The following is a 25810-nucleotide window of genomic DNA, read 5'->3' as shown; positions in this document are numbered from 1 at the left end:
CATCTTACGGCTTGAGGTTAGGTTAGCCGACCCTTACTATATGGCAACCTCTCCTCGGCCGGTGCCGAGGTCCAGTTGACGTCGATTCCCGAAGGGGACCCATGCGTAGCCCGTCGAAGATTGTCAAAGGCCGTCGGACCGGCAGATGGTCGCGGGTGCTCGTCGCCGCGGCGCTGACCGCCACGGTGGCCGCCTGCGGTGGTGGGTCCGAAGAACCCAGCGGCACCGCGTCGTCGTCGGCGGCGCCGGGAGCCTTCCCGGTCACCATCGAGCACAAGTACGGCTCGACCACCGTGACCAAGGCCTCGAGCAGGGTCGTCACCCTGGGCCTCAGCGATCAGGACACGGTGCTCGCGCTCGGGATCAAGCCGGTCGGCGCGGTCGACTGGTTCGGCGAGCGCCCGTTCGGCAACTGGGCCTGGACGAAGGACCTCTGGGGCACCACCCCGCCGGAGATCGTCGGCGAGCGGGACGACTACAACGTCGAGAAGATCGTCGCGTTGAAGCCTGACCTGATCATCGCCCAGTACTCGGGCATGACCCAGGAGCAGTACACCACCCTGTCGAAGATCGCCCCGGTGGTCGCACAGGCGAAGCAGTACGACGACTACGCCACGCCGTGGGACGAGATGGCGAAGGTGATCGGCAGGGCCCTCGGGGCGGAGCCGAAGGTCGACCAGTTGCTCGCCGCCATCGACAAGCGGCTCACCGAGATCCGGCAGCAGCACCCGGAGTTCGCCACCCAGACCGCGGTGGTCGCGGACCCGAGCGAGCCGGGCACGTACGCGGCCTTCGCCAAGGGCGACCCGAAGGCGCAACTGCTCGGCGAGATGGGCTACAAGCTCTCCGACCAGGTCGAGCAGTTGGCCGGGAAGGAAATCGCGGCGGTGGTCAGCTCGGAGCGGCTCGACCTGCTCGATGTGGACCGGCTGGTGCTGCTGACCGCCGACCCGGCGGTGGAGCCCCGGGTGAAGGCCGACCCGGTCTACGCGGCGCTGAAGGTGGCCAAGGAGGGTCGGGCGGTCTTCGTGCCGTACATGGAACCACCGGTCGGCGCGGCGCTCTCCTTCGTCACCGTGCTCAGCGTGCCGTACGCGATCGACCAGTTGCTGCCGATGCTCGTGGCGCCCGGTCGGTAACGTGCCGGCCTACCTGCCGTTCGCCGTACGGGTCGTCCGGGTCCAGCGGTTGAGCCCCACCTTCGTACGCGTCACCGTGGCCGGCGACTCCCTCGCGGGGTTCGCCGGTCACGGCTTCGACCAGCGGATCAACCTGCTGTTCCCGCCACCCGGCGCGGGTCCGGAGGTGCTTCCCGCCGGCCCGGACTGGGTCGAGCGGTGGCAGTCGGTGCCGGCTGACCGGCGCCCACCACTGCGGACGTACACGGTTCGGGCGTTCCGGCCCGAGCGGCGTGAACTCGACCTGGACTTCGTGTTGCACGGGGACGTCGGGCCCGCCTCGCGCTGGGCCGGCGCGGCCCGGCCCGGTGACCCGATCACCGTCATCGGGCCGGTCGCCGGTGAACCGGGACCGGTGACCGACGTGGCCTGGGCGCCGCCCGCGCACGCCGGACGCCTGCTGCTCGCCGCGGACGAGGCCGCCGTGCCGGCCGCCTCGTCCATTGTCGAACTGCTCGGTCCGGACGTACGGGCGACCGTGGTGCTGGAGGTGCCGGAGCCGGCGGACGTGCTCGAGATCGACGCACCCCCCGGGGTCACCGTGATCTGGCTGTCCCGCGACCGTGGTGAGGTGCTCGGGCCGGTGGTCCGGGAACTGGTCGGGCAACTGGTGCCGGCGGTCGTGGGTGCGGGCCGGACCGGTTCGGGTCGGCCGCCGCTGCCCGCCGACGGCTCACCGGTCGACGGGTCGGACCAGGACGACGATCCCTGGGAGGTGCCCGCCTCGGACGATCCCGATCGCCCGGACGGCTTCTACGCCTGGCTGGCCGGCGAGGCCGGCGCGGTGGTGGCGATGCGCCGGCACCTGGTGGGGGAGCGGGGCCTGGACCGGCGGGCGGTGGCGTTCATGGGCTACTGGCGGCGGGGCCGAGAACAACCGAACTGAGGAGGGCCCGCCCGCCGCCGTGGTCACCGGACCCGGCGGCGGGCACGCCCGTCGGTGTCGGTCAGGGCTGGCCGGTGAGGTAGCCGCCCATGGTGTGGAAGTACTCGGTGGCCGGGTATTCGGTGCCGTCGTCGGTGCGGACCCGCTTGACCAGCAGACCGTGGCTGCGTCCGTGGCGCGCCTCGGCGCCGGCGACGATGACGATGCCGTCGTCCTCCCGGATGAAGATCCGTCCGGGGGTGCCGCCGTAGTAGCCGCGCGACACGGCGGCCTCGGTGATCCGGACCCGCTCGCCCCGGTGGTAGGTGAACGCGTTCGGGTACGGGTCGGCGAGCGCACGGACCAGCCGCTCCAGCTCCTCCGCCGGCCAGGTCCAGTCGATCAGGCTGTCCTGGATGGAGCGCTTGTGGAAAAAGCTGCCCTTGCTTGCGTCCTGCTTCGTCCACTCGGTCTGACCGGATTCGATCAGGGCGAGGCCGTCCAGTGTGATCGGCCCGAACAGGGCCAGCGTGCGGTGGAACAGGTCTGCCGTGGTGTCGGTCGGCCCGACCGGGACGGCGCGCTGCAGCACGATGTCGCCGCCGTCGAGCTTGTCGTCCATCAGGTGCGCGGTCACCCCCACCTCCGGCTCGCCGTTGATCAGTGCCCAGATCAGGGGGGAGAAGCCGGCGTACTTGGGCAGCAGCGAGTCGTGCACGTTCAAGGTGCCGTGACGAGGGAGGTTGAAGATCGACGGGGGCAGCCAGGTGCGCCAGTTGGTGGCCACCATGATGTCCGCGTCGACCTGCTTGACCTGGTCGGCGAGTTCGTCGTCGGGTCGCTGGCGCAGGAGCACCGGTACGTTGTGCGCGCGGGCCAGGTCGGCTACCGAGTCGTCCCACATCTGCTCGTACGCGTGGTCGCTTCTGGGGTGGGTGACCACCATCGCGACCTCATGTTCCGAGTCCAGTAGGGCCTGTAGGGTCCGGTGACCCCAGGTCTGGTAACCGAACATGACTACTCGCATGTGGACGCCTCCTGGCATTCCCGGCGGATACTAGTCAGGCAAGCCTTACCTAGCTAGCGTGTGTGGTGTTGCTGTCCCCGCATTGACCGAGGTTTGAAGCAAGGGTAGCCTACCCTAAATCGACGATCTAGGGGTGTGGTCCATGGCGCACGTACCGCCGCACGACGAGGTGCCCGTCTACGACATCGTCGGAGTGGGGTTCGGCCCGTCCAATCTGGCGCTGGCCATCGCCCTCACCGAACAGCACGTACCCGCCGGACCGGCCGGGACGACGCAACCGGTCTCCGCGGTCTTCCTCGAACGCCAGCAGAGCTTCGGCTGGCATCGCGGCATGCTCCTCGACGACGCGACCATGCAGGTCTCGTTCCTCAAGGACCTGGTGACACTGCGCAACCCGACGAGCCGGTTCAGCTTTCTGGCCTACCTGCACGCCAAGGACCGCCTGGTCGACTTCATCAACCACAAGACGCTCTACCCGCTGCGGATCGAGTACCACGACTACCTGGAGTGGGCCGCGGCCCAGGTCGACCACCTGGTGCGCTACGGCCACGAGGTGATCGGCGTACGGCCGGTGCTCGGCGAGGACGGGATCGAACTGGTCGACGTGCTGGTCGACACCGGGCAGGGCACCATCGTCCACCGGGCCCGTAACCTGGTGCTCGCCACCGGCCTGCAACCCCGGATGCCGGCCGGCGTGATCGCCGACGACCGCATCTGGCACAGCCGGGACCTGCTGTTCAACCTGGACCGGCAGGCCGTCACGGCCCCCGCCCGGTTCGTTGTCGTCGGCGCCGGACAGAGCGCGGCCGAGGTCACTGCACACCTGCACGAGCGGTTCCCCACCGCCGAGGTCTGCGCCGTCTTCTCCCGGTACGGCTACAGCCCGGCCGACGACAGCTCGTTCGCCAACCGGATCTTCGATCCCGGTGCGGTCGACGACTACTTCGACGCCCCGGCCGAGGTCAAGGCACAGCTGATGGACTACCACGGCAACACCAACTACTCCGTCGTGGACGGCGACCTGATCGCCGAGTTGTACCGGCGCAGCTACCGGGAACAGGTGCTCGGCCAGTCCCGCCTCCGCCTGCTCAACACCTCCCGGTTGCGTGCCGCGGTGTCACACCCGGACGGCGTACAGGTCACCATCGAAACCCTGATCACCGGGCAGCCGGCCGTCCTGGACGCCGACGTACTCGTCTGCGCCACCGGCTACGACCCGGTCGACCCGGTCTCCATGCTCGGCGAGCTGAGCGGCCACTGCCACCGCGACGAACTGGGGCGGCTCCGGCTGGACCGGGACTACCGGGTCGTTACCGGCGACGGGCTGCGCTGCGGCATCTACCTGCAGGGCGGCACCGAGCACAGCCACGGGATCAGCTCCTCGCTGCTCTCCAACGGCTCGGTACGCGCGGCCGAGATCCTGGACTCGATCGTGTCCCACCGCGACCTGCCCACCCCGATGCCGGCGCCGGCCGGTGCCGGTCGCGCCTGACCGTCGATCGTCGTACCGCCACCGGACGGCCGACCACGGCCTCCCGGTCCACCGGTGCCGGGAGCCGTGCGACCGCACACCCGGCCCGTCGCGGGATCGGCTTCTCTCCCGCCGTCCCGCGTACGTCCCTGCGCCAACCGTCGAAGAGGTGTGATTCTTCTTGTCCGCCAGCGAACTGACCACAGTGGATGACGCCCTTCGGTACTGGCGGGACCGGCTGACCCCGGTCGCCCAGGAGATCGCGCTGCCCTCGGACGCACCGGCCGGCGACGCCGGAACCCCAGCGGCCGCCGACACGGGCGAACCGTCCGGGCAGCGGACCCGGGAACTGCCGGCCGCGCTCGGCACCCTGCTGGCCGAACACGTCCGCCAGGGGCGGGTGAGCGCCGACGACGTGGTCCTCGCCGGGCTCGCCGCCCTGCTGCTGCGCTACGGCGCCGGCACCGACCTGGTGCTCACGGCGGCGGAACTGCCACTGCGACTCGACCTGAGCGGAGCGCCCGGACTCGACGACGTCGTCGACCGGGTCGCCACCGCCCGCCTCGACGCGTCGGCGTACCCGCTGCCGCTGCCGGCGATCGCCGCCCACCTGGGCGTAGCGCCACTGCGCCGGGGCGCGCTGCTGACCAACGTCGGCTACGGCGGCACCCCCGACCCCCGACTCGACCTCTGGCTGGGGCTCACCGAAACCCCCACCGGGTACGCGCTGCGGCTGCGCCACGCCGGGCAGGTGCTCGCCGGGGCCGCCGCCGACCGGCTGCTCGACCACCTGCTGCGGCTGCTCGACGACGGCCTGCGCCGACCCGGCGAGCCGGTCGGAGTGCTCGAACTGCTCACCCCCGAGGAACGGCACCTGCTCCTCGACGGCTGGAACGACACCGCCCTGTCGGTGCCACCGGCGACGTTGCCGCAACTGTTCCAGGCGTGGGTCCGGCGCACCCCGGACGCGGTCGCGCTGGTCCTGGAGCGCGACGAGCTGACCTACCGCGAACTCGACGAGCGGGCCAACCGGCTCGCCCATCTGCTGATCGCGCACGGGGTCGGCCCGGAACGGCTGGTCGCGCTGGCCCTGCCCCGTTCGGTCGACCTGATCGTGGCGGAACTCGCCGTACTCAAGGCCGGTGGCGCGTACCTGCCGGTCGACGTCGAGTACCCGGCCGAGCGGATCGCGTACATGCTCGCCGACGCCGCGCCGGTCTGCCTGCTGACCACCGGGGAACTGGCGACCGACGTACCCGAACACCCGGGCACCACCCGGCTGCTGCTCGACGACCCCGACCTGGTCCGCGCGGTCGCCGACGGACCCGACACCGACCCGACCGACCAGGACCGGACCGCGCCGCTCAGCGTCCACAACGCCGCGTACGTGATCTACACCTCCGGCTCCACCGGCCGCCCCAAGGGCGTCGTGCTCTCCCACACCGGGGTGGCGAAGCTGCTAGCCACCCAGACCGAACGCTTCGGTGTCGGCCCGGACAGCCGGATTCTCCAGTTCGCGTCGCCCAGCTTCGACGTCGCCTTCTGGGACCTCTGCCTGGCGCTGCTCTCCGGTGGTCGGCTGGTGGTGGTCCCGACCGAGCGCCGGCTGCCCACCGCCGAACTCGCCGAGTACGCCCACACCCACGGCGCCACCTTCATGATCCTCCCGCCGGCCCTGCTGGCCGCGCTGCCACCGGAGGTCACGCTGCCGGACGGCGCCACCCTGCTCGCCGGCACCGAGCGGGTCAGTCCCGAACTCGTCGCCCGGTACGCCACCCGACAGCGGATGTTCAACGCGTACGGGCCGACCGAGGCGACCGTCAACTCCACCCTCGGCCGGTGTGACCCGGCGACCCGGTCCGGCTCCTCGGTGCCGATCGGCCGACCCGACCCGGGCACCCGCGCCTACGTGCTCGACAACGCGCTGCGGCCGGTGCCGGCCGGTGTCCTCGGTGAGCTCTACCTCGGTGGGGCCGGTCTGGCCCGGGGTTACCTGGGGCGCCCGGCACTGACCGCGCAGCGGTTCGTCGCCGACCCGTACGGCGACCCCGGCGAGCGGCTGTACCGGACCGGGGACCTGGTCCGGTGGCGCTCCGACGGCCAGCTCGACTTCGTCGGCCGCGCCGACGACCAGGTGAAGGTCCGGGGTTACCGGATCGAACTCGGCGAGGTCGAATCGGCGCTGGCCGGCGACCCGGACGTGGCCCAGGTGGTCGCGACCGTACGCGAGGACCAGCCCGGCGAGCGGCGCCTGGTCGCGTACGTCGTGCCCACCACCGGCGCGGTTGGCGGCGCCGAGCCCGTTGACACCGTCGGGGAACGGCAGGTCGCCCAGTGGAAGGACCTGCACGAACTGCTCTACTCGGCCGGCCGGGCCGAGCCGGCGGCGCAGAACTTCACCGGCTGGAACAGCAGCTACGACGGCCAGCCCATCCCGCTCGGGCAGATGCGGGCCTGGCGGGACGCCACCGTCGCCCGGATCGCCGCCCTGCGTCCGCACCGGATCCTGGAGATCGGTGTCGGCAGTGGCCTGCTGCTCTCCGGCCTCGCCCCGAACTGTGCCGAGTACTGGGGCACCGACCTCTCCGAGCAGGCGATCACGTCGCTGCGCCAGCAGGTCGACCGGAATCCCGAGCTCGCCGACCGGGTCACCCTGCGGGCACAGCCAGCCCACCGCTTCGACGGCCTGCCGGCGAACCACTTCGACACCATCGTGATCAACTCGGTGGCGCAGTACTTCCCGGCCGCCGACTACCTCGCCGACGTGCTGCGTCGTGCCGTGGACCTGCTCGTTCCCGGTGGCCGGGTCTTCGTCGGCGACGTGCGCAACCTGCGCCTGCTGCCCAGCCTGCGCGCCGCCATCCAGCTCGGCCGCCGCCCCGGCACCGAGCCGGCCGACCTCGCCGCCGCCCGGACCGGGGTCGCGCAGGATCTCGCCTGGGAGGGCGAACTCCTGCTCGACCCGGAGTTCTTTCCCGCCCTCGCCCGTGACCTGCCCGAGGTCGAGACCGTGGACCTCTGGGTCAAGCGGGGCGAGGACCACAACGAACTGACCCGCTACCGGTACGACGTCGTGCTGCGCCGCCGCCCGGACGGCGCACCCGCCGAGGTGGCGACGGCGGTGACCGACGTGCCGACGTACCGCTGGGGGGCCGACCTGGCCGACCTGGCCGACCTCGACGCGCTCGCCGGCATGCTCGGCGGCGACGGACCGGCGGCACTGCGGCTGACCGGTGTGCCGAACGCCCGCCTCACCGTGGACCTGGCCGCCGCGCACGCGCTGGCGTCCGGCTCGGTCGACCCGGAGTCGACACCCCGGTCCGTCGCGGCGGATCCCGAGGCGTTGCACCGCCTCGGTGAAAAGCACGGGTACACGGTCCGGACGACCTGGACAGCCGACGCCACCGACGGTCGCCTCGACGTCGTCTTCGCCAGGGGCGACGCCCTACCGGGACCGGTCTACCAGCCGGCGTCCGCCGGCGGTCCCCGGCCCGAGCACGCCAACACCCCGGTCCGCTTCCGGGACATCCCCACCCTGCTGCGCCGGCTACGCGAGCGGGCCCGGGCCTGGCTGCCGGAGTACATGGTCCCGACCGCCATCGTCGCGCTGCACCAACTGCCGGTCACCGGCAGCGGGAAGCTTGACCGGGCCGCGCTGCCGCGGCCCGACCGGGGCGTGCTCAGCACCGGCGTACGGCCGCGCAGCGCCCGCGAGGAACTGCTCTGCACCCTCTACGCCGAGGTGCTCGACCTGCCCGAGGTCGGCATCGACGACGACTTCTTCGCCCTCGGCGGAGACAGCATCGTCGCGATCCAACTGGTCATCCGGGCCCGGCGGGCCGGACTCGCGCTCACCCTGCGACAGGTCTTCGTCCACCGTACGGTCGCCCAGCTCGCCCCGGTCGTGGTGCCTGCCGGCGCACCGGTCGCCGACGAGCTGGCACCGGTGCTCACCCCGGACGCCGCCGCCCAGTTGGCCGAGGAACTGCCGGGGCTGGTCGAGGCGCTGCCGGTCACCCCGATGCAGGAGGGTTTCTACTTTCACGCCCTCGCCGACGGCAGCGGCACCGACGCGTACGTGGTCCAGCTCATCGTCGACCTCTCCGGTCCGCTCGACCACGCCGCGCTCCGCCGGGCGGCACAGCGGCTGCTGGACCGGCACGCCCCGCTCCGGGCCGCGTTCCGCCTCGGCCCGGACGGTCGGCTGATCCAGGCGGTGGTCGCCGGGGTCGACCTGCCGTGGCGCCGGGTCGACGTCGCCGACCTGGACGAGGCGGGCCAACGCGCCCGGCTGCTCGCCGAGACCGACAACGAACGGGGACGCCCGTTCGACCTGGGTCGCCCGCCGCTGCTGCGGGCGCTCCTGCTGCGCCGCGACGACGTACGACACTGGCTGGTGCTGCAGTTCCCGCACATCGTCGCGGACGGCTGGTCGGTACCGGTCCTGCTGCGGGACCTGCTCGCCCTGTACCAGCCGACCACCGGTTCGGCTGGTGCGGCTGGCCTGGCCGCCCCGGCTGGTGCCGCTGGCCTGGCGGAGAGCACGCCGTGGCTGCCGGCCGTCACCCCGTACCGGCACCACCTCGCCTGGCTCGCCCGACAGGATCGGGACGCCGCCCACGCCGCCTGGCGGCAGGTGCTCGCCGGGGTGGACGAGCCGACCCGGCTGGTTCCCGTGACCGGACCGCAGCAGCCGGCCCGTCCGGCGGAACTCCGGGTGGCGTTGCCCGAGGCGCTCACCGCCGGCCTCACCGCACGGGCCCGGGAGTACGGGATCACCCTCGGCGCCGTACTCCAGGGCGCCTGGGGGCTGCTGCTGGGGCAGCTCACCGGAGGCCGTGACGTACTCTTCGGCACCACCGTGAGCGGTCGGGGCGCCGACCTCGACGGCATCGGTGACCTGGTCGGTCTCCTCATCAACACGCTGCCGGTACGGGTCCGCTGGCAACCGGAGCAGTCCCTGGCGGACCTGCTCACCCAACTGCACGCCGAGCAGTCCGACCTGCTCGACCACCAGCACGTTGGCCTCGCCGACCTGCACCGGATCGCCGGGGTGGACGAACTGTTCGACACGCTCGTGGTGCTGGAGAACTACCCCGACCAGGCCGACCTGCGGGACCCGAGCGGCAGCGTCGCGGTCGCTGGCGTCGACTACCGGGACGCCGGGCACTACCCGCTCGCGCTGATCGTCGTTCCCGGTGACCGGTTGGAGCTGCGGTTCAAGCACGACGCCGCGCGGTTGGACGCCGACGCCGTGCACCGGATCGCCGGTTGGCTCACCCGGCTCCTGGAACAGCTCGTCGACGACCCACGGCGGCCGGTCGGACGGGTCGAGCTGCTCGATGCCACCGAGCGGGAGAAGATCCTGGCCCGGCTGAGCGGCCCGGCCGGCGACCCCACCGCCACCACGCTGGTCGCGGCGGTGCGGGCGCAGGTCGCCCGGACGCCGTACGCGCCGGCGCTGGTCTCCGACGACACCACCCTCAGCTACCTCGAACTGGAGACCCGCGCGGCGGCACTCGCCGCTCGGCTGCGCGCCACGGGTGTCGGCCCGGAGCGGGTCGTCGCCGTCGCGGTGCCCCGCTCGGCGGAACTGGTTGTGGCGCTGCTCGGCGTACTCAAGGCGGGTGCCGCGTACCTGCCGCTGGACGTCGACCACCCGGCAGAGCGGCTGGCGTACCTGCTCGCCGACTCCGGCGTCCGTACCGTCGTCACCACCGGGTCCGCCGCCGACCGCCTGCCGCCATGCCCCGACCTGGATCTCCTCCTGCTCGACAGCGACACCCCCGAGGCGTTGGGAAGGGCCCCTTATACAACGGAAAGCGATAACAAGGGGCCCTTCCTTACTCCGCAGATGGGGGCTTATCTGCTGTACACCTCGGGGTCGACGGGGCAGCCGAAGGGCGTGCTCGTACCGCACGGGGCGATCGCGAGCCAGCTCGCCTGGGTGCAGGGACAGTTCGGACTCGGTGCGGACGACCGGGTGCTGCACCACCTCTCGGCGAGCTTCGACCCGGCCGCTCTGGAGATCTTCTGGCCGTTGACCGTGGGCGCGGCGGTGGTGCTCACCCCGCCGGAGGCGACCGGCGACCCGGCCCGCCTCGCGGCGGCGGTCCGCCGGCACCGGGTGACCACGATGGTGATCGTCTCGTCCATGCTGGGTGCCTTCGCCGACGCCGTCGAGACCGGCGCCGGGGTGGAGAGTCTGCGCCGGGTGCTGGCCGGCGGCGACGCGCTCAGCCGGTCGGTCGCCCGCCGCTGGCAGGCGACGACCGGGGTGCCGGTGCACAACGTGTACGGGCCGACCGAGGCGACCATCCAGGTCACCTGCGCCGAGGCGACCGAGGGGCCGGGCGCCCCGGTCACCGGGGGCACGGTGCCGATCGGCACCGCCGTGGCGGGCACCCGGCTGCGCGTACTCGACCAGGAGCTGCGTCAGGTGCCGCACGGCGTGCCCGGTGAGCTCTACGTCGCCGGGGTGCAGCTCGCGCGCGGCTACCACGGGCGGGCGGGACTGACCGCGGACCGGTTCGTCGCCGACCCGTACGGGCCGGCGGGGGAGCGCATGTACCGCACCGGTGACCTGGTCCGCTCGGCCGCCGACGGGACGTTGGAGTACCTCGGGCGGGTCGACCGGCAGGTGAAGATCCGGGGTCACCGGGTGGAGCTCGGCGAGATCGAGGCGCACCTGGCCGTACGGCCGGAGGTGGCCGCCGCCGCCGTCGTCACCCGGACGGGTTCGACGGGTGCGGTGCGGCTGCTCGCGTACGTGGTCGCCCGGACCGGTGTCACCGTCGACCCGGAGACGCTGCTGACCGCGCTCGCCACCACCCTGCCCGCCGCACTGGTCCCGGCGGCGCTGCTGGTGCTGGACGAACTGCCGCGTACGGCGAGCGGCAAGCTCGACGTCGCCGCGCTGCCGCAGCCGCAGCCGTCCCGGTCCACCGGCCGGGCCCCGCGTACCGCCGCAGAGCGGTTGTTCTGCGAGGTCTTCGCCTCGGTGCTGGGGCTGCCCGAGGTCGGCCCCGACGACGACTTCTTCGTCCTCGGTGGCGACAGCATCCAGTCGATCGGTGTGGCCAACCGGGCGCACGCCCACGACATCCTGATCAGTCCACGTGACGTCTTCACCCACCGGACCCCGGCCCACCTGGCGGAGCTGGCCGGTCCCGAGCCGGCCCAACCGGCGCCAGCGACCCCGGCCGTGCCGGCGGAGCAGGGGACGGACCCGCAGCGGTACGGCGACCTGCCGCCGACCCCGGCGGTGCACCGGCTACGGGAGAGCGGTCTACCGGTCGGACCGGCCGGTACGGCGGTGCTCACCCGTACCCCGGCCGGGTTGACCGAGGCCCGGGTGCGCGCGGTCCTGGCCACGCTGCGGGACCGGCACGACGGCCTGCGTCAGCGGCTGACCCGGATCGGTGACCTGCTCTGGACCCTGCGGATCACCGCGCCCGGCGACGGAGGCGACGCGTGGCTGCCACGGGTGGCGACGCCGGGTGCCGACACCGGAGCGGTGGCCGACCGGACCCGCGTCGACGAGGAGCTGCGCGACGCGCTCGGTCGGCTCGACCCCGAAACCGGTGCGGTCTTCGACGCGGTCTGGTTCGACGGCGGGACGGACAAGCCGGGCGAGCTGCTGCTTGTCGCGCACCGGTTGGCGGTCGACGAGGCGTCGTGGCCGATTCTGCTGGCCGACCTGGAGGCACTCTGGGAAGGTGGCGCCGTCGCGCCCGTCCCGGTGCCGCTGCGTGCTCACGTCCGCGCCCTCGGCGAGCAGGCCCAGCACCCGGATCGGCTCGCCGAGCTGACCCACTGGGTGGAGACGCTCGTGCCCGGCGCCGACACGCTGGCCCGGACACTGCCGGTCGGCGCGGACCCGGCGGCCCGGTCCACGATGGAGCTGGTCCTGCCACCGGGACTGGTTGATCGGGACCCGGTCGACCGACTGCTCGCGGCGTTGCGGGTGGCGGCCACCCGGTGGGGGCGGCGGCACGGGCGGGAGGAGACCGGCGACCTCCTGGTCGACCTGCTGACGACGGGACGTGAGGCCGGATCCGACCTTTCCCGTACGGTCGGCCCGCTGCACCGGTGGAGTCCGGTACGCCTGCCGGCCGTGACCGACCTGACCGGCGCCACCCGTGAGGTGGCCCGGCGACGGCAAATGGCACCACACCACGGATCCGGGTACGACCTGCTGCGTTACCTCAACCCGCAGGCGGCGCCGATTCTCGCCCCGACGGTACGCCCACCGGTGCTGGTCGAGTACGCGCCCGCGCTGCCCGGCGCCGAGTGGCTGGCCACGCCGACCGCCCAGCCGCACCCGTTGCAGCTGCGGGTGCGGGGCGGGACGAACCCGACCGCGACCTGGACCTGGTCGACGGCGGTCTGGGACAGCGCCGAGGTACACGAGCTTGCCGAAAGCTGGCTCGCCGCCCTGCTCGAACTGACCGGCGGCCCCGCGACCGTCCCCGGGGGCACCGCGACCGGCCCCACGACCGGGAATGGCACCGACGTCGACCGGGCGTTCGGCACCCTCGAACCGGGCGAGTGGGAGCTGGTCCGGCAGCGGAGCCCGTGGCCGGTGGCCGAGGTGTGGCCACTGTCGCCGTTGCAGGAGGGCCTCTACTTCCACGCCAGCTACGACCAGGGTGAGCTGGACGTCTACACCGCCCAGGTCGCGTTCGAGGCGGCGTACCCGATCGACGCGGACCGGCTCCGTGCCGCCTGTGCGACCCTGCTCGCCCGCAACCCCGGCCTGCGCGCGGGTTTCACCGGTGACGGACTCCCCGCCCCGGTCCAGTTCATCACCACCGACCCGCCGCCGCCGCTGACCGTGGTCGACCTGACCACGGTCGACGAGGTGGACCGGGCGGCGCGGATCGAGGCGCTGCTCGCCGACGACCGGACCCGGCGGTTCGACCTTGCCCGGCCGCCGCTGTTCCGGCTGCTGCTGCTCCGGCTCGGCGACGGCAACGACCGCCTGGTCATCACCCACCATGTGCTGCTCTGGGACGGATGGTCGGCGCGGATCGTGCTGGACCAACTCCTGGCCCTGTACGTCACCGGCGGCGACGACCACGATCTGCCCCCGGCCGGCTCCTACCGGAACTATTTGGTCTGGCTCGCCGGGCGGGACCGGGACGCGGCGGTGGCCGCCTGGCGGGACGAACTCGCCGACCTGGCCGAACCCACCCTGGTCGCGCCGGTCGACCGGGCCCGCCAGCCGGTGCTGCCCCGGCGGCGGCGCGCGGAACTGCCGGCAACGGTCACCGAACGGCTCCGGGTGGCCGCCCGGGAGGCCGGAGTCACCCTCAACACGCTGCTCAACGCCGCCTGGGCGGTGGTGCTCTCGACCGCGGTCGGGCGTACCGACGTGGTGTTCGGCACCACCGTCGCCGGCCGTCCCGCCGAGATTCCGCACGTCGGGAACGCGGTCGGGCTCTTCCTCAACACCGTGCCGGTCCGGGTCGCGCTCGACCCGGACGAGCCAATCGGCGACCTGCTGCGGCGGGTGCAGACGACCAGGACCGGGCTGATGGCCCACGAGTATCTCGGCCTCGGTGAGGTGCAGCGCGCCAGCGGGCAGAGCCAGCTCTTCGACACCCTCTTCGCTCTGCAACAGGTCGGTGGTGAGGACGAGACGGCCGAGCTGCGCGAGCGTCACGGGCTGACCGAGGTGGGCAGCGTCGACGCCACCCACTATCCGCTGACCCTGGTCGTCGCGCCGGGCACGACACTGCGGGCCACCCTGGCCTACCGGGCCGACGCGGTTGCCGCGACGACCGCGTCGAGCCTGCTGGCCCGGTTCGTCACCGTCCTCGAACGGCTCGCCGGGGACCCGACCCGGCCGGTCGGCCGGCTCGACGTACTGCCGGCGTCGGAGCGGGCGGCACTGGACGCCGGGTCCCGCGCGACCACCCGCCCACTGCCCGGCGAGACGGTCGCGGACCTGCTCGGCGCGCAGGCGCGGCGTACCCCGGACGAGACCGCCCTGGTTTTCGGCTCGGCCACCTGGACGTACGCGGAACTGGACGCGCGGGTGAACCGGCTGGCCCGGCTGCTGCTGTCCCGGGGTGCGGGGCCGGAACGGGTGGTGGCGCTCGCGTTGCCGCGTTCGGCGGAGATGGTCGCGGCGCTCTTCGCCGTGCTCCGCACCGGTGCGGCGTACCTGCCGCTGGAACTGGACCACCCGGCTGAGCGGCTGGCGCACATGGTCGACGACGCGGCACCGGTCTGCGTACTCACCACCACCGCCGTCGCCACCCGGCTCGCGCTGCCCGGCACCCTCCGGGTCGACGACCCGGAGACCGCCGCCGAACTCGACGCCCTGCCCGCCACCGAGATCACCGACACCGAACACCCCGGGTTCGCCCGGACCCGCACCGACCGGCTCGACCACCCGGCGTACGTGATCTACACATCCGGCTCGACCGGGCGTCCCAAGGGCGTGGTCACCCCGTACCGGGGACTGACCAACATGCAGCTCAACCACCAGGAGGCGATTTTCGGCCCCACGGTCGAGGCGGCCGGCGGCCGGCGGCTGCGGATCGCGCACACCGTCTCGTTCGCCTTCGACATGTCCTGGGAGGAACTGCTCTGGCTGGTCGAGGGACACGAGGTGCACGTCTGCGACGAGGACCTGCGCCGCGACGCCGAGGCGCTGGTGGCGTACTGCGACCGGCACCGGATCGACGTGGTGAACGTGACTCCCACGTACGCCGACCACCTGATCGCCGAGGGTCTGCTGCGGCACGACCCGGCGGCCGGGCAACACCGCCCGGTGCTGGTGCTGCTCGGCGGTGAGGCCGTCTCCGACCAGGTGTGGAGCCGGCTGCGGGAAACCGAGGGCACCCTCGGCTACAACCTGTACGGGCCGACCGAGTACACCATCAACACCCTCGGCGGCGGCACCGTGGACAGCGCCACCCCCACGGTCGGGCGGGAGATCTGGAACACCCGGGCGTACCTGCTCGACCCGTGGCTGCGGCCGGTGCCCGACGGCTGCCCCGGCGAGCTTTACATCGGCGGCGCCGGTCTGGCCCGGGGTTACCTGAACGCGCCGGGCCTGACCGCCGACCGGTTCGTCGCCGACCCGTTCGGTGGCCCGGGTCAGCGGTTGTACCGCACCGGTGACCTGGTCCGCCGCCGTCCGGACGGGAACCTCGACTTCCTCGGCCGGACCGACGACCAGGTCAAGATCCGGGGTTACCGGGTGGAACTCGGCGAGATCGAGTCGGTCCTGGTCGAACACCCGGACGTGGCCCGCGCCGCGGTGATCGCCCGGGAGAGCGCGAACGGGGTCGGTCGACGCCTGGTCGCGTACGTGGTGCCGGCGACCGGCGTCGACGCCGGCAACGAACGCGATCACCTGGCCGAGTGGCAGCAGATCTACCACGACGAGTACACCGCCATCGGCACCGCCGTGGCCGACGAGGACTTCGCCGGCTGGGACAGCAGCTACGACGGGCAGCCGATCCCGCTCGACGACATGCGGGAGTGGCGGGAGGCGACGGTCGCCCGGATCCGCGAACTGCGGCCCCGCCGGGTGCTGGAGATCGGTGTCGGCACCGGACTGCTGCTCTCCCGGCTCGCACCCGACTGCGAGGCGTACTGGGGTACGGACTTCGCCGGTCCGGTGATCGAGAAGCTCCGGTCCGACGTCGCCGCGACGCCGGAGTTGGCCGGTCGGGTCGAGTTGCGTCACCAGCCGGCTGACGTACTCGACGGGCTGCCCCGCGACCACTTCGACACCATCGTGATCAACTCGGTGGTGCAGTACTTCCCCAGCGTGGAGTACCTGGTGCAGGTGCTCGCCGGGGCGGTGGAGCTACTCGTCCCCGGCGGCTCGCTCTTTGTCGGCGACATCCGCAACCTGCGCCTGGCCCGGACCTTCCACGCCGCCGTACAGGCGAGCCGCTCCGGGCCGGACGTCGACCCCGCACGACTGCGCCGCGCGGTCGAGCGCTCGGTGCTGCTGGAGAAGGAACTGCTGGTCGACCCGGACCTGTTCGGCGCCGTGGCGGCGGCCTGGGCGCAGCACACCCCGGTCGCGGTGACCGTGCGGACCAAGCGCGGCCACCGGCACAACGAGCTGACCCGCCACCGGTACGACGCCGTCCTGCGCCGGCTCGCCGCCCCGCCGGACGAGCAGACGCTCTCCCTGGCCGAGTTCCCCACCCTCCGCTGGGCCGCCGACCGCGCCGACGGCGAAACTGGCGGCGGAACCGTCGCCGACCTGGCCGGACTCGCCGGATACCTACAGCGGCAGCGCCCGGACCGGTTGCGGGTGGAACGCGTACCCAATGCCCGGCTCGCGGCGGAACTCGCCCTGCTCCGGCGCCTCGACGCCGACCAGGCCGAGCCCGGCACCGCCCGTTCGGAGACGGAACCGGCGGCGGTGGAGCCGGAAGCCCTGCACGAACTCGGGGAGCGACTCGGCTACCAGGTCCTCACCACCTGGTCCCCGGTCGCCGACGGCAGCCTCGACGCGATCTTCGTGGCCCCGGAACTGCTCGACGGGAAACTCCCGGTCGACCTGTGCCGGCCGCTGCGGGTCGCGGCGGCACCCGACGACTGCGCCAACCGGCCGGCGGTGGCGCGCGGCGTCGCCGCGCTCACCACCCGTCTGCGCGAGCACCTCAAGCTCCGGCTACCGGACTACATGGTGCCGGCGGCCCTGGTCACCCTGGCCGCGCTGCCGCTCACCGTCAACGGCAAGCTCAACGTACGGGCGTTGCCGGACGCCGAGCCGACCGGAACCGTCACCGGCGACCAGGCCCCGGTCACCGAGCGGGAGAAGGTGCTCTGCCAGCTCTTCGCCGACGTCCTGGGCCTGCCCGCCGTCGGTGTCCGGGACAGCTTCTTCGACCTCGGTGGACACTCGCTGCTCGCCACCCGGCTGATCGGCCGGGCGCGCAGCGTGATCGGCGCGGAACTCTCCATCCGGGACCTGTTCGAAGCGCCCACCGTCGCCGAGCTGACCGCCCGGATCGCACCCGAGGCGGGCGTACCCGAGCGCCCGGCGCTGGTGCCGGCGACCCGGCCCGACCCGCTGCCCGCCGCGTACGCCCAGCAGCGGCTCTGGGTCATCCAGCAGCTCGACCCGGACTCCCCGGCGTACAACTTCCCGCTGGTGGCACGGGTCCGTGGCCCGCTGGACGAGGTGGCGCTTACCGACGCCGTCCGGGACGTCATGCTGCGCCACGAGGCGCTGCGTACGCTCATCGTGGAACACGACGGGCTGCCGACACAGCGGATCGTCGCCCCGGCGGACGCCCGTCCGGTGCTGCGTACCGTCGCCGTCGACCGGGCCGACCTCGCCGGGGTGGTCTCCGACGCCGCGTCCCGCCCTTTCGACCTCGCCACCGAGCTGCCGCTGCGGGTCACCGTAGCCCGGCTCAGCCCGGACGAGCACGTGGTCGTCTTCCTGCTGCATCACATCACCACGGACGAGTGGTCCGACGGGCCGTTCCTGCGCGACCTCGGCGCCGCGTACGCGGCCCGCCGTGCCGGCACCGCACCGGACTGGACCCCGCTGCCGGTGCAGTACGCCGACTACACGCTCTGGCAGCGGGAACTGCTCGGCGACCCGGCCGACCCGGGCAGCCTCGCCGCCCGACAGCTCGACTTCTGGCGGGAGACCCTGCGCGACGCCCCGCAGCGGCTCGAACTGCCGACCGACCGGGCACCCCGGCCCGGACAGGTCGTCCGGGCCGGCGGCGAGACCACGGTCGCGCTGGACCCGGTCGCCGTACGGGCGCTGCGTCAACTCGCCCAGGCCAGCGGCGCCAGCATGTTCATGGTCGGGCAGGCCGCGGTCGCGGCGTTGCTGCACCGGCTCGGCGCCGGCACCGACATCCCCCTCGGCGCACCGATCGCCGGTCGCACCGACGAGGCGCTCGACGACCTGATCGGGTTCTTCGTCAACACACTGGTGCTCCGGACCGACGTCTCCGGCGACCCGAGCTTCACCGAACTGCTGGGTCGGGTACGCGCCGCCGACCTGGCCGCGTTCTCACACCAGGACGTGCCGTTCGAGGCCGTCGTCCGGGCTCTCAACCCGGACCGGTCGGTGACGGACAACCCGTTGTTCCAGGTGATGGTGGTCTACCGCAACCGGAACGCCGACCGGCTGGAACTGGGTGGCCTGGAAGCCACCCCGGAGCCGCACAGCACCGGCACCGCCCGTTTCGACCTGGTGTTCAGCTTCGGCGAGCGGACCGACACCGACGCGATCGACGTGTTGCTGGAGTACCGGGCCGACCTCTTCGACGCCGGCACGGTGGCCGCGATCGGGCGGCGACTGGGCCGTCTGGTCGAGGCGGTCGCCGCCGACCCCGAGGCGCCGGTGAGTCGGGTCGACCTGCTCGACGACAGCGAGCGGCGGCGGGTGCTGCACGACCTCAACAACACCGGCCGGCCGGTCGACGAGGGGACCGTGCCGGAGCTGTTCACCGCCCAGGTGGCGCAGCGTCCGGCCGCGGTCGCCGTGGTCGACGCCGAGGGCGAGTCGACGTACGCCGAACTGGATGCCCGGTCGAACCGGATCGCCCGGCTGCTTTCCGGGCGGGGGGTCCGGGCCGGGGACGTGGTCGGACTGGCCGTGCCCCGGTCCCGGGAGATGGTCGCGGCGATCCTCGGTGTGCTCAAGCTCGGCGCCGCGTACCTGCCGTTGGAGTTGACCCTGCCGGCGGACCGGCTCGGCTACCTGCTCACCGACAGTGGCACCGGACTGGTGCTGGTCACCGCCTCCGCCGCCGACCGGCTGCCGGACCGGCCGGGTCTGCGCCGGCTGGAACTGGACGACCCGGTGACCGTGGCGGAACTGGCCGGGCTGCCCGACGGGCCACTCGACCCGGCGCTGAGCCGGATCCCGCCGGGCCTGGACCACGCCGCGTACGTCATCTACACCTCCGGGTCGACCGGCCGCCCGAAGGGTGTCGTGGTCAGCCACGAGGGAATCGGCAGTCTGATCGCCACCGCCGTGGACCGGATGGGGGTCAGCGCGGCGAGCCGGGTCTCGCAGTTCGCCTCTGTCGGTTTCGACGTGGCCGTGTTCGACCTGGTCATGTCGTTGTGCGTGGGCGGGCGGCTGGTGCTGATCCCGGACGAGGCCCGGGTGGCCGACCACCCGCTCACCGACTTCCTGCGCGCGCAGGGCGTCACCCACATGATCCTGCCGCCGTCGCTGCTGTCGGCGTTGCCGGCCGACTGCGAACTCCCCGACGGCGGCACTGTCCTGGTCGGTACGGAGACCGTGCCGCCGGACCTGATCCGGCGGCTGGCCCGCCGGCAGCGGGTCTTCGGCGCGTACGGGTTGACCGAGGCGACGGTCAACTCCACGCTCTGGGCCGCCGAGCCGGACTGGGACGCCGCCGTACCGATCGGCCGGCCCGACCCGAACACCCGGGTGTACGTGCTCGACGCCGCGCTGCGGCCGGTCCCGCCAGGAGTGGTCGGCGAGCTGTACGTCGCCGGTCGCGGCCTGGCCCGGGGCTACCTGGGTCGGCCGGGTCTGACCGCGCAACGGTTCGTCGCCGACCCGTTCGGTGCGGCCGGGGCCAGGATGTACCGCACCGGCGACCGGGCCCGCTGGCGGGCCGACGGCAACCTCGACTTCCTCGGTCGGGTCGACGACCAGGTCAAGATCCGGGGCTTCCGGATCGAGCTCGGCGAGATCGAGGCGGCGCTGGCCGGGCATCCGGCGGTGGCGCAGGCCGCCGTCGTCGCCGACCGGGCCGGCAGCGTGGTCCGACTGGCCGCGTACGTGGTGCCCGAAGGCAAGACCTCAGGTGCGGCCGAGCTGGATCCGAACGGGCTCCGGGAACACGTGGCAGGGCTGCTGCCCGAGTACATGGTCCCGGCGGCGGTGGTGGTCCTCGACGGTCCGCTGCCGTTGACCGCGAACGGCAAACTGGACCGCCGGTCGCTCCCCGCGCCGGACTTCGGTGCCACCAGCTCCGGCCGAGCCCCGGCCAACTCCCGCGAGGAGGTCTTCTGCCGACTGGTGGCCGAGTTGCTGCACCTGCCCCGGGTCGGTGCCGACGACGACTTCTTCGCCCTCGGCGGCGACAGCATCGTCGCGATCCAACTGGTCAGCCGGGCCCGGCGGGAAGGGCTGCGGCTGCGTCCGGCGGCGGTGTTCCAGGCCCGTACCCCGGCCGGGCTAGCCCGCGAGGCGGATGAACTGGGCGAGACCGTGACGCCGCACACCACCGCCCTGCTGGCGCTGGACCCGGCCGAACAGGCGGAGGTCGCCATCCTCGACCCGGCTCCGGTCGAGTTGCTGCCGCTCACCCCGCTCCAGGCCGGGCTGCTCTTCCACGCCTCGCTCGACGCCGACGGGCCGGACGTCTACACGGTGCAGACCTGGTTCGAACTGACCGGGCCGGTCGACCCGGCCCGGTTGCGCCGGGCCGCCCAGGCGCTGCTGGACCGGCACCCGAACCTCCGCGCCGGATTCCGTTACCTCGGCTCCGGCCGCCCGGTGGCGTTCATCCCGGCCCGGGCGTCACTGCCCTGGACCGAGCGGGACCTGACCGGTCTCGACCGGCAGGCCGCCGAGGACGCCTGGTCGGCGCTCGTCGACGACCAGGCCGCCCGTTTCGACCCGGCCCACCCGCCGCTGCTGCGGCTGCTGCTGGCAGCTTTCGGGCCGGACCGGCACCGGCTCCTCCTCACCCACCAGCACCTGCTGCTCGACGGCTGGTCCGGACCACCGCTGGTCGACGAACTCGCTACCCTGTACGCCGCCGACGCCGCCGACGCCGCCCACGGCGCGCTCGCGCCGCCGGTACCGTTCCGGGACTATCTCGGCTGGCTCGCCGCGCAGGACCGGGACGCGGCCCGTTCCGCCTGGGCGGCGGAACTCGCCGGGCTGGCCGAGCCGACGCTGCTGGCGCCGGCCGAGCCGACCCGGCTGCCGATCGCGCCCCGGCTGCACGAGGTGGTGCTGCCGGAGCCGGTGACCACGGCGTTGACCACACTCGCCCGGTCCCGGGGGTTGACCCTCGGTGCCGTGGTGCACGCCGCCTGGGGCGTCGTCCTCGGCCGGCTCACCGGTCGGAACGACGTCGTCTTCGGCGCCACCGTCTCCGGTCGCCCGGCCGACCTGCCCGGCATGGAGTCGATGCTCGGCCTGTTCATCACCACCGTCCCGGTACGGGTCCACTGTGCCCCGGCCGACCGGCTCGGTGTGGTGCTGGACCGGGTCTGGGCGGCCCAGTCCCGACTGGTCGAACACGAGCACCTGGGGTTGGCGGAGATCCAGCGGGCCGCCGGTCTCGGTGAACTCTTCGACAGCCTGCTGGTGTTCGAGAACTTCCCCGCCGTACGCGGCCTGCCCGACGCCGTCGACCAGGCGACCGGCGGCGACCGGCTGTCGATCCGACCGACCGGTGGGCGCGACGCCACCCACTACCCGTTGACCTGGGCGGTCTCGCCCAGGGAGACACTCTCCCTGGTCGCCGAGTACCGTCCCGACCTGTTCGACGCGGAGACCGTACGCCGCTTCGGTGCGGCGTTCGCCCGGGTGCTCACCGCCCTGGCCGGCGACCCCGACCGTCCTGTCGGCACCGTCGACCTGCTCGCCCCGCACGTACGCGACCAGGTGCTGACAGCCGGGACCGGTGGCGTCGTCGACGAGCCGGCGACCACCGTGCCGGCGCTCTTCGCCGCGCGGGTGGCACAGTCGCCGGACACGATCGCCGTCGTCGGACCGGACACCGGGCCGGACGGCTGGTCGTACGCCGAACTGGACGACCGGGTGAACCGGCTGGCCCGGCTGCTCGTCGCCCGGGGGGCCGGCCCGGAGGCGGTGGTGGCGCTGGCGTTGCCGCGTGGCGCCGGGATGATCGCCGCGATCCTCGCCACCCAGCAGGCCGGTGCCGGTTACCTGCCGGTCGACCCGGACCTGCCCGCCGACCGGGTGGCGATGATGCTCGACGACGCCCGACCGGTGGCGCTGGTCACCACGACCGCGCTGGCGGCGGAACTGCCGCCGACGGACCGGGCCACGGTGCTGCTCGACACGGCCGAGACCGCCGCGCTGCTCGCCGCACTTCCCGGCCACGGCCTCGGCGACGCCGACCGGTTGGCGCCGTTGCGCCCCGACCACCCGGCGTACGTCATCTACACCTCCGGTTCCACCGGTCGGCCGAAGGGTGTGGTGGTCAGCCACCGGAGCCTGGTCAACCTCTTCCACAGTCACCGGGAGACGCTCTACCGCCCGGCGGTCGAGGCGACCGGCCGGCGTCACCTGCGGGTCGGTCACGCCTGGTCGTTCTCGTTCGACGCCTCCTGGCAGCCGCAGCTCTGGCTCTTCGACGGCCACGCCCTGCACGTCGTCGACGACGAGACCCGGCGCGACCCGGAACGGCTCGCCGCCGAGGTGGCCGCCGCCGCCCTCGACTTCATCGAGGTCACCCCGGGGCACTTCGCCGCCATGGCCGCAGCCGGGCTGGTCCGCGACGGCCGGTGCGGGCTCGCGGTGGTCGGCGTCGGCGGCGAGGCGGTCCCGCCGGCACTCTGGGCGACCCTGCGGGAGCTGACCGGCACCGAGAGCTACAACCTGTACGGACCGACCGAGTGCACCGTGGACGCGTTGGTCGGCCGGTTCCGGGACAGTGACGTACCGGTGGTCGGACGACCGGTGCACAACACCCGGGCGTACGTGCTCGACTCGGCGCTGCGACCGGTCGCGCCGGGGGTGACCGGGGAGCTGTACCTCTCCGGTGCCGGCCTGGCCCGGGGCTACCTGCGCCGTCCCGGGCTGACCGCCGAGCGGTTCGTGGCGGACCCGTTCGGGCTGCCCGGCGCCCGGATGTACCGGACCGGTGACCTGGCCCGGTGGACTCCGGACGGGCAGCTCGACTACGTGGGCCGTGCCGACGACCAGGTGAAGATCCGGGGCTTCCGGATCGAGCCGGGCGAGATCGAGGCGGCGCTCACCGCGCACCCCGGCGTCGGCTCGGCGACCGTGGTCGTACGCGAGGACCGGGCGCGCGGCCGGCACCTGGTCGCGTACCTGGTCGGCGCCTCGGGGCAGCCGGTCGGGGCGGCGTCACTGCGGACCCACCTGACCGGGCTGCTGCCGGAGTACATGACACCCGCCGCGTTTGTGTTCCTGCCCCGGCTGCCGGTGCTGTCGAACGGCAAGCTCGACCGGGCGGCCCTGCCGATTCCGGAGTACCCGGCGGCGGAGTCGGGGCGGGTTCCCCGCAACCCGGTCGAGCGGACGCTGCTCGACGTGGCGGCACGGGCACTGGACCGGCCGGAGATCGGTGTGGAGGACGACTTCTTCGCCCTCGGCGGGGACAGCGCCGGCTCGATCCAGCTGGTGGTGGCGGCCCGGCTCGCCGGTCTGGAGATCCGTCCCCGGGACGTGTTCCGGCTCCGTACGGTCGCGGCGCTGGCCGAGGTCGCGCTGCCGGTGGAGACCGTGGTCCCGCTGACCCCGGTGATGCACTGGCTGCGGGAGCTCGGCGGCCCGATCGACGGGTTCAACCAGTCGGTCGTGCTGCGGGTGCCGCCACGACTCGGATCCGACCGGCTCACCGGGGCGGTCGGTGCCCTGCTGGACCGGCATGACCTGCTGCGGGCCCGACTGGACCGGGGCGGCCCCGGTGCCGAGTGGACCCTGCGGGTGCCGGCGCCGGGGACCGTCGACGTACGCCCGCTGCTGCGACGGGTGGACGTGGCGGCGCTGGACGACGCCGGTCTGCGGGCCGAGGTGGACGAGCAGGCGAGGACGGCTCGGGAGCGGCTCGACCCGGACCGGGGTGTGCTGCTCCAGGCGGTCTGGTTCGACGCGGGGGAGCGGCCCGGTCGGCTGCTCTTGATGGTGCACCACCTCGCCGTCGACGGTGTCTCCTGGCGGATCCTGGTGCCGGAACTCGCCGCGGCCTGCGGTGTCGGCGGGACCGACGAACCGGCGTCGCCGGGCACCACCTTCGGCCGCTGGGCGGAGCTGCTGGCCCGGCACGCGGTGCAGGCCGAGCGGGCGGCGGAGTTGCCGTACTGGGCCGAGGTGATGACCGGCGCCACGCCGTTGCTGGATCCGGTGGACCCGCTGCGGGACACCGCCGCCACCGTCCGGGAGGTGCGTGTGACACTCGGCCCGGAGGAGGTGTCGCCGCTGCTCACGCGGGTGCCGACCGCGTTCGACGGCACCGTCAACGAGGTGCTGATGACCGGGTTCGCGCTCGCCGTCGACGAGTTCCGCCGGGTGCGGGGTCGCACCGGCACCGACACCGGGGTCTGGTTCTCGGTCGAGGGGCACGGGCGGGAGGAGTCGGCACTCGGGCCGGTCCCGGGCGGGCTCGACCTCACCCGTACGGTCGGCTGGTTCACCAGCGTCTACCCGGTGCGGCTGGACCCCGGCCCGGTCCGGCTGGATCAGCCGGACGGCGGTGCGGGGCTGGCCCCGGCGGTGTCGCGGATCCGGGAGCAGTTGCGCGCCGTGCCGGACAACGGGCTCGGTTACGGTCTGCTGCGTTTCCTCAATCCGACGAGCGCCCCGCAGCTCGCCGCCCTCGGTCTGCCCGACATCCAGGTGAACTACCTGGGTCGGTTCGGCGCGCCGGAGGCGACCGACTGGGCGTTCGCGCCGGAGATGGCCGTCGCGGCGGCGCACGCCGCCGATCCGGGCATGCCGCAGGCGTACGGTCTGAGCGTCACCGCGCACGTCGAGGACCGTGCCGACGGCCCGTATCTCGTCGTCGGCTGGGCCTGGCCCGGTGCGCTGCTGGCCGAGGAAGACGTACGGGAGTTGACCGATACCTTCACCCGGGCGCTGCGGGCACTCGTCGCGTCCGTCGAATCCAACCCGAGGAGAGATCGATGACCAATCCGTTCGAAGACCCGGATGGCACCTACCTGGTGCTGGTCAACGCCGAGAACCAGCACAGCCTCTGGCCGTCGTTCGTGGACGTGCCCGCCGGCTGGACCGTCGCGCACGGCCCCGGGCCCCGGCAGGAGTGCCTGGACTACGTGGAGACGCACTGGACGGACCTGCGCCCACAGAGTCTCATCGACGCCATGGGCGCCGACCGGTAGCGTCCGTCGTCCGGGGTGTGTCCGACCGAGGTGTGTCGGGCAGACCCCGGACGATCCGACGAGTCGGAGGAGCCGCCTTGCTGGATGCGTTCGCCGACCTCTCCACGCCACTGTTGGCCGACGCCTGCGTCCGGGTGACGTGCCCCTGCGCGCCGCGCCACCCGGCATCGGGGCGGTCGTTGTCCTGTATCGCCGAAGGTTGCGGGTGTCAG

The 25810-nt window shown here is 73.2% G+C and carries 6 protein-coding genes and 1 pseudogene; 6 read left to right on the top strand and 1 reads right to left on the bottom strand.

What is annotated here, in order from left to right:
• Window positions 1-101 precede the first annotated feature (101 nt).
• A complete protein-coding gene (locus tag BDK92_RS00635) occupies window positions 102-1139 on the top strand; it encodes an iron-siderophore ABC transporter substrate-binding protein (RefSeq protein ID WP_121153598.1) in 1038 nt (345 codons plus the stop codon).
• A 1-nt stretch (window position 1140) separates the two neighbouring features.
• A complete protein-coding gene (locus tag BDK92_RS00630) occupies window positions 1141-2064 on the top strand; it encodes a siderophore-interacting protein (RefSeq protein ID WP_121153596.1) in 924 nt (307 codons plus the stop codon).
• Window positions 2065-2125: 61 nt separating this feature from the next.
• Here the strand turns inward: BDK92_RS00630 and BDK92_RS00625 are convergent, their stop codons facing one another.
• Window positions 2126-3070: a methionyl-tRNA formyltransferase gene (locus BDK92_RS00625; protein WP_121153594.1), complete on the bottom strand. Its 945-nt coding sequence runs from the start codon at window positions 3068-3070 to the stop codon at window positions 2126-2128.
• 142 nt (window positions 3071-3212) lie between these two features.
• Here BDK92_RS00625 and BDK92_RS00620 point away from each other — a divergent pair, with 142 nt between their 5' ends.
• The 4 genes and pseudogenes from BDK92_RS00620 to BDK92_RS00610 all read left to right on the top strand — a co-directional run bounded on the left by BDK92_RS00620 (window position 3213) and on the right by BDK92_RS00610 (window position 25598).
• Complete coding sequence (locus tag BDK92_RS00620) at window positions 3213-4562, top strand: lysine N(6)-hydroxylase/L-ornithine N(5)-oxygenase family protein (protein ID WP_121153592.1); 1350 nt, start codon at window positions 3213-3215, stop codon at window positions 4560-4562.
• Between the two features lie 184 nt (window positions 4563-4746).
• A pseudogene (locus tag BDK92_RS41050) lies at window positions 4747-11691 on the top strand (amino acid adenylation domain-containing protein); the annotation flags it as partial.
• A 1014-nt stretch (window positions 11692-12705) separates the two neighbouring features.
• Window positions 12706-25386: an amino acid adenylation domain-containing protein gene (locus tag BDK92_RS41045; protein WP_425462289.1), complete on the top strand. Its 12681-nt coding sequence runs from the start codon at window positions 12706-12708 to the stop codon at window positions 25384-25386.
• Window positions 25383-25598, top strand: a complete 216-nt coding sequence (locus tag BDK92_RS00610; protein WP_121153588.1) for an MbtH family protein — start codon at window positions 25383-25385, stop codon at window positions 25596-25598. Before BDK92_RS41045 ends, BDK92_RS00610 begins: the two co-directional genes overlap by 4 nt.
• The last annotated feature ends 212 nt before the right edge of the window (window positions 25599-25810 follow it).

Origin of the sequence: Micromonospora pisi (genome assembly GCF_003633685.1) — a bacterium.
In the GTDB taxonomy this organism is placed as follows: Bacteria; Actinomycetota; Actinomycetes; order Mycobacteriales; family Micromonosporaceae; genus Micromonospora_G; species Micromonospora_G pisi.
The sequence above is the reverse complement of the archived record's forward strand: the minus strand, read 5'-3'. Positions and strand labels throughout refer to the sequence as shown.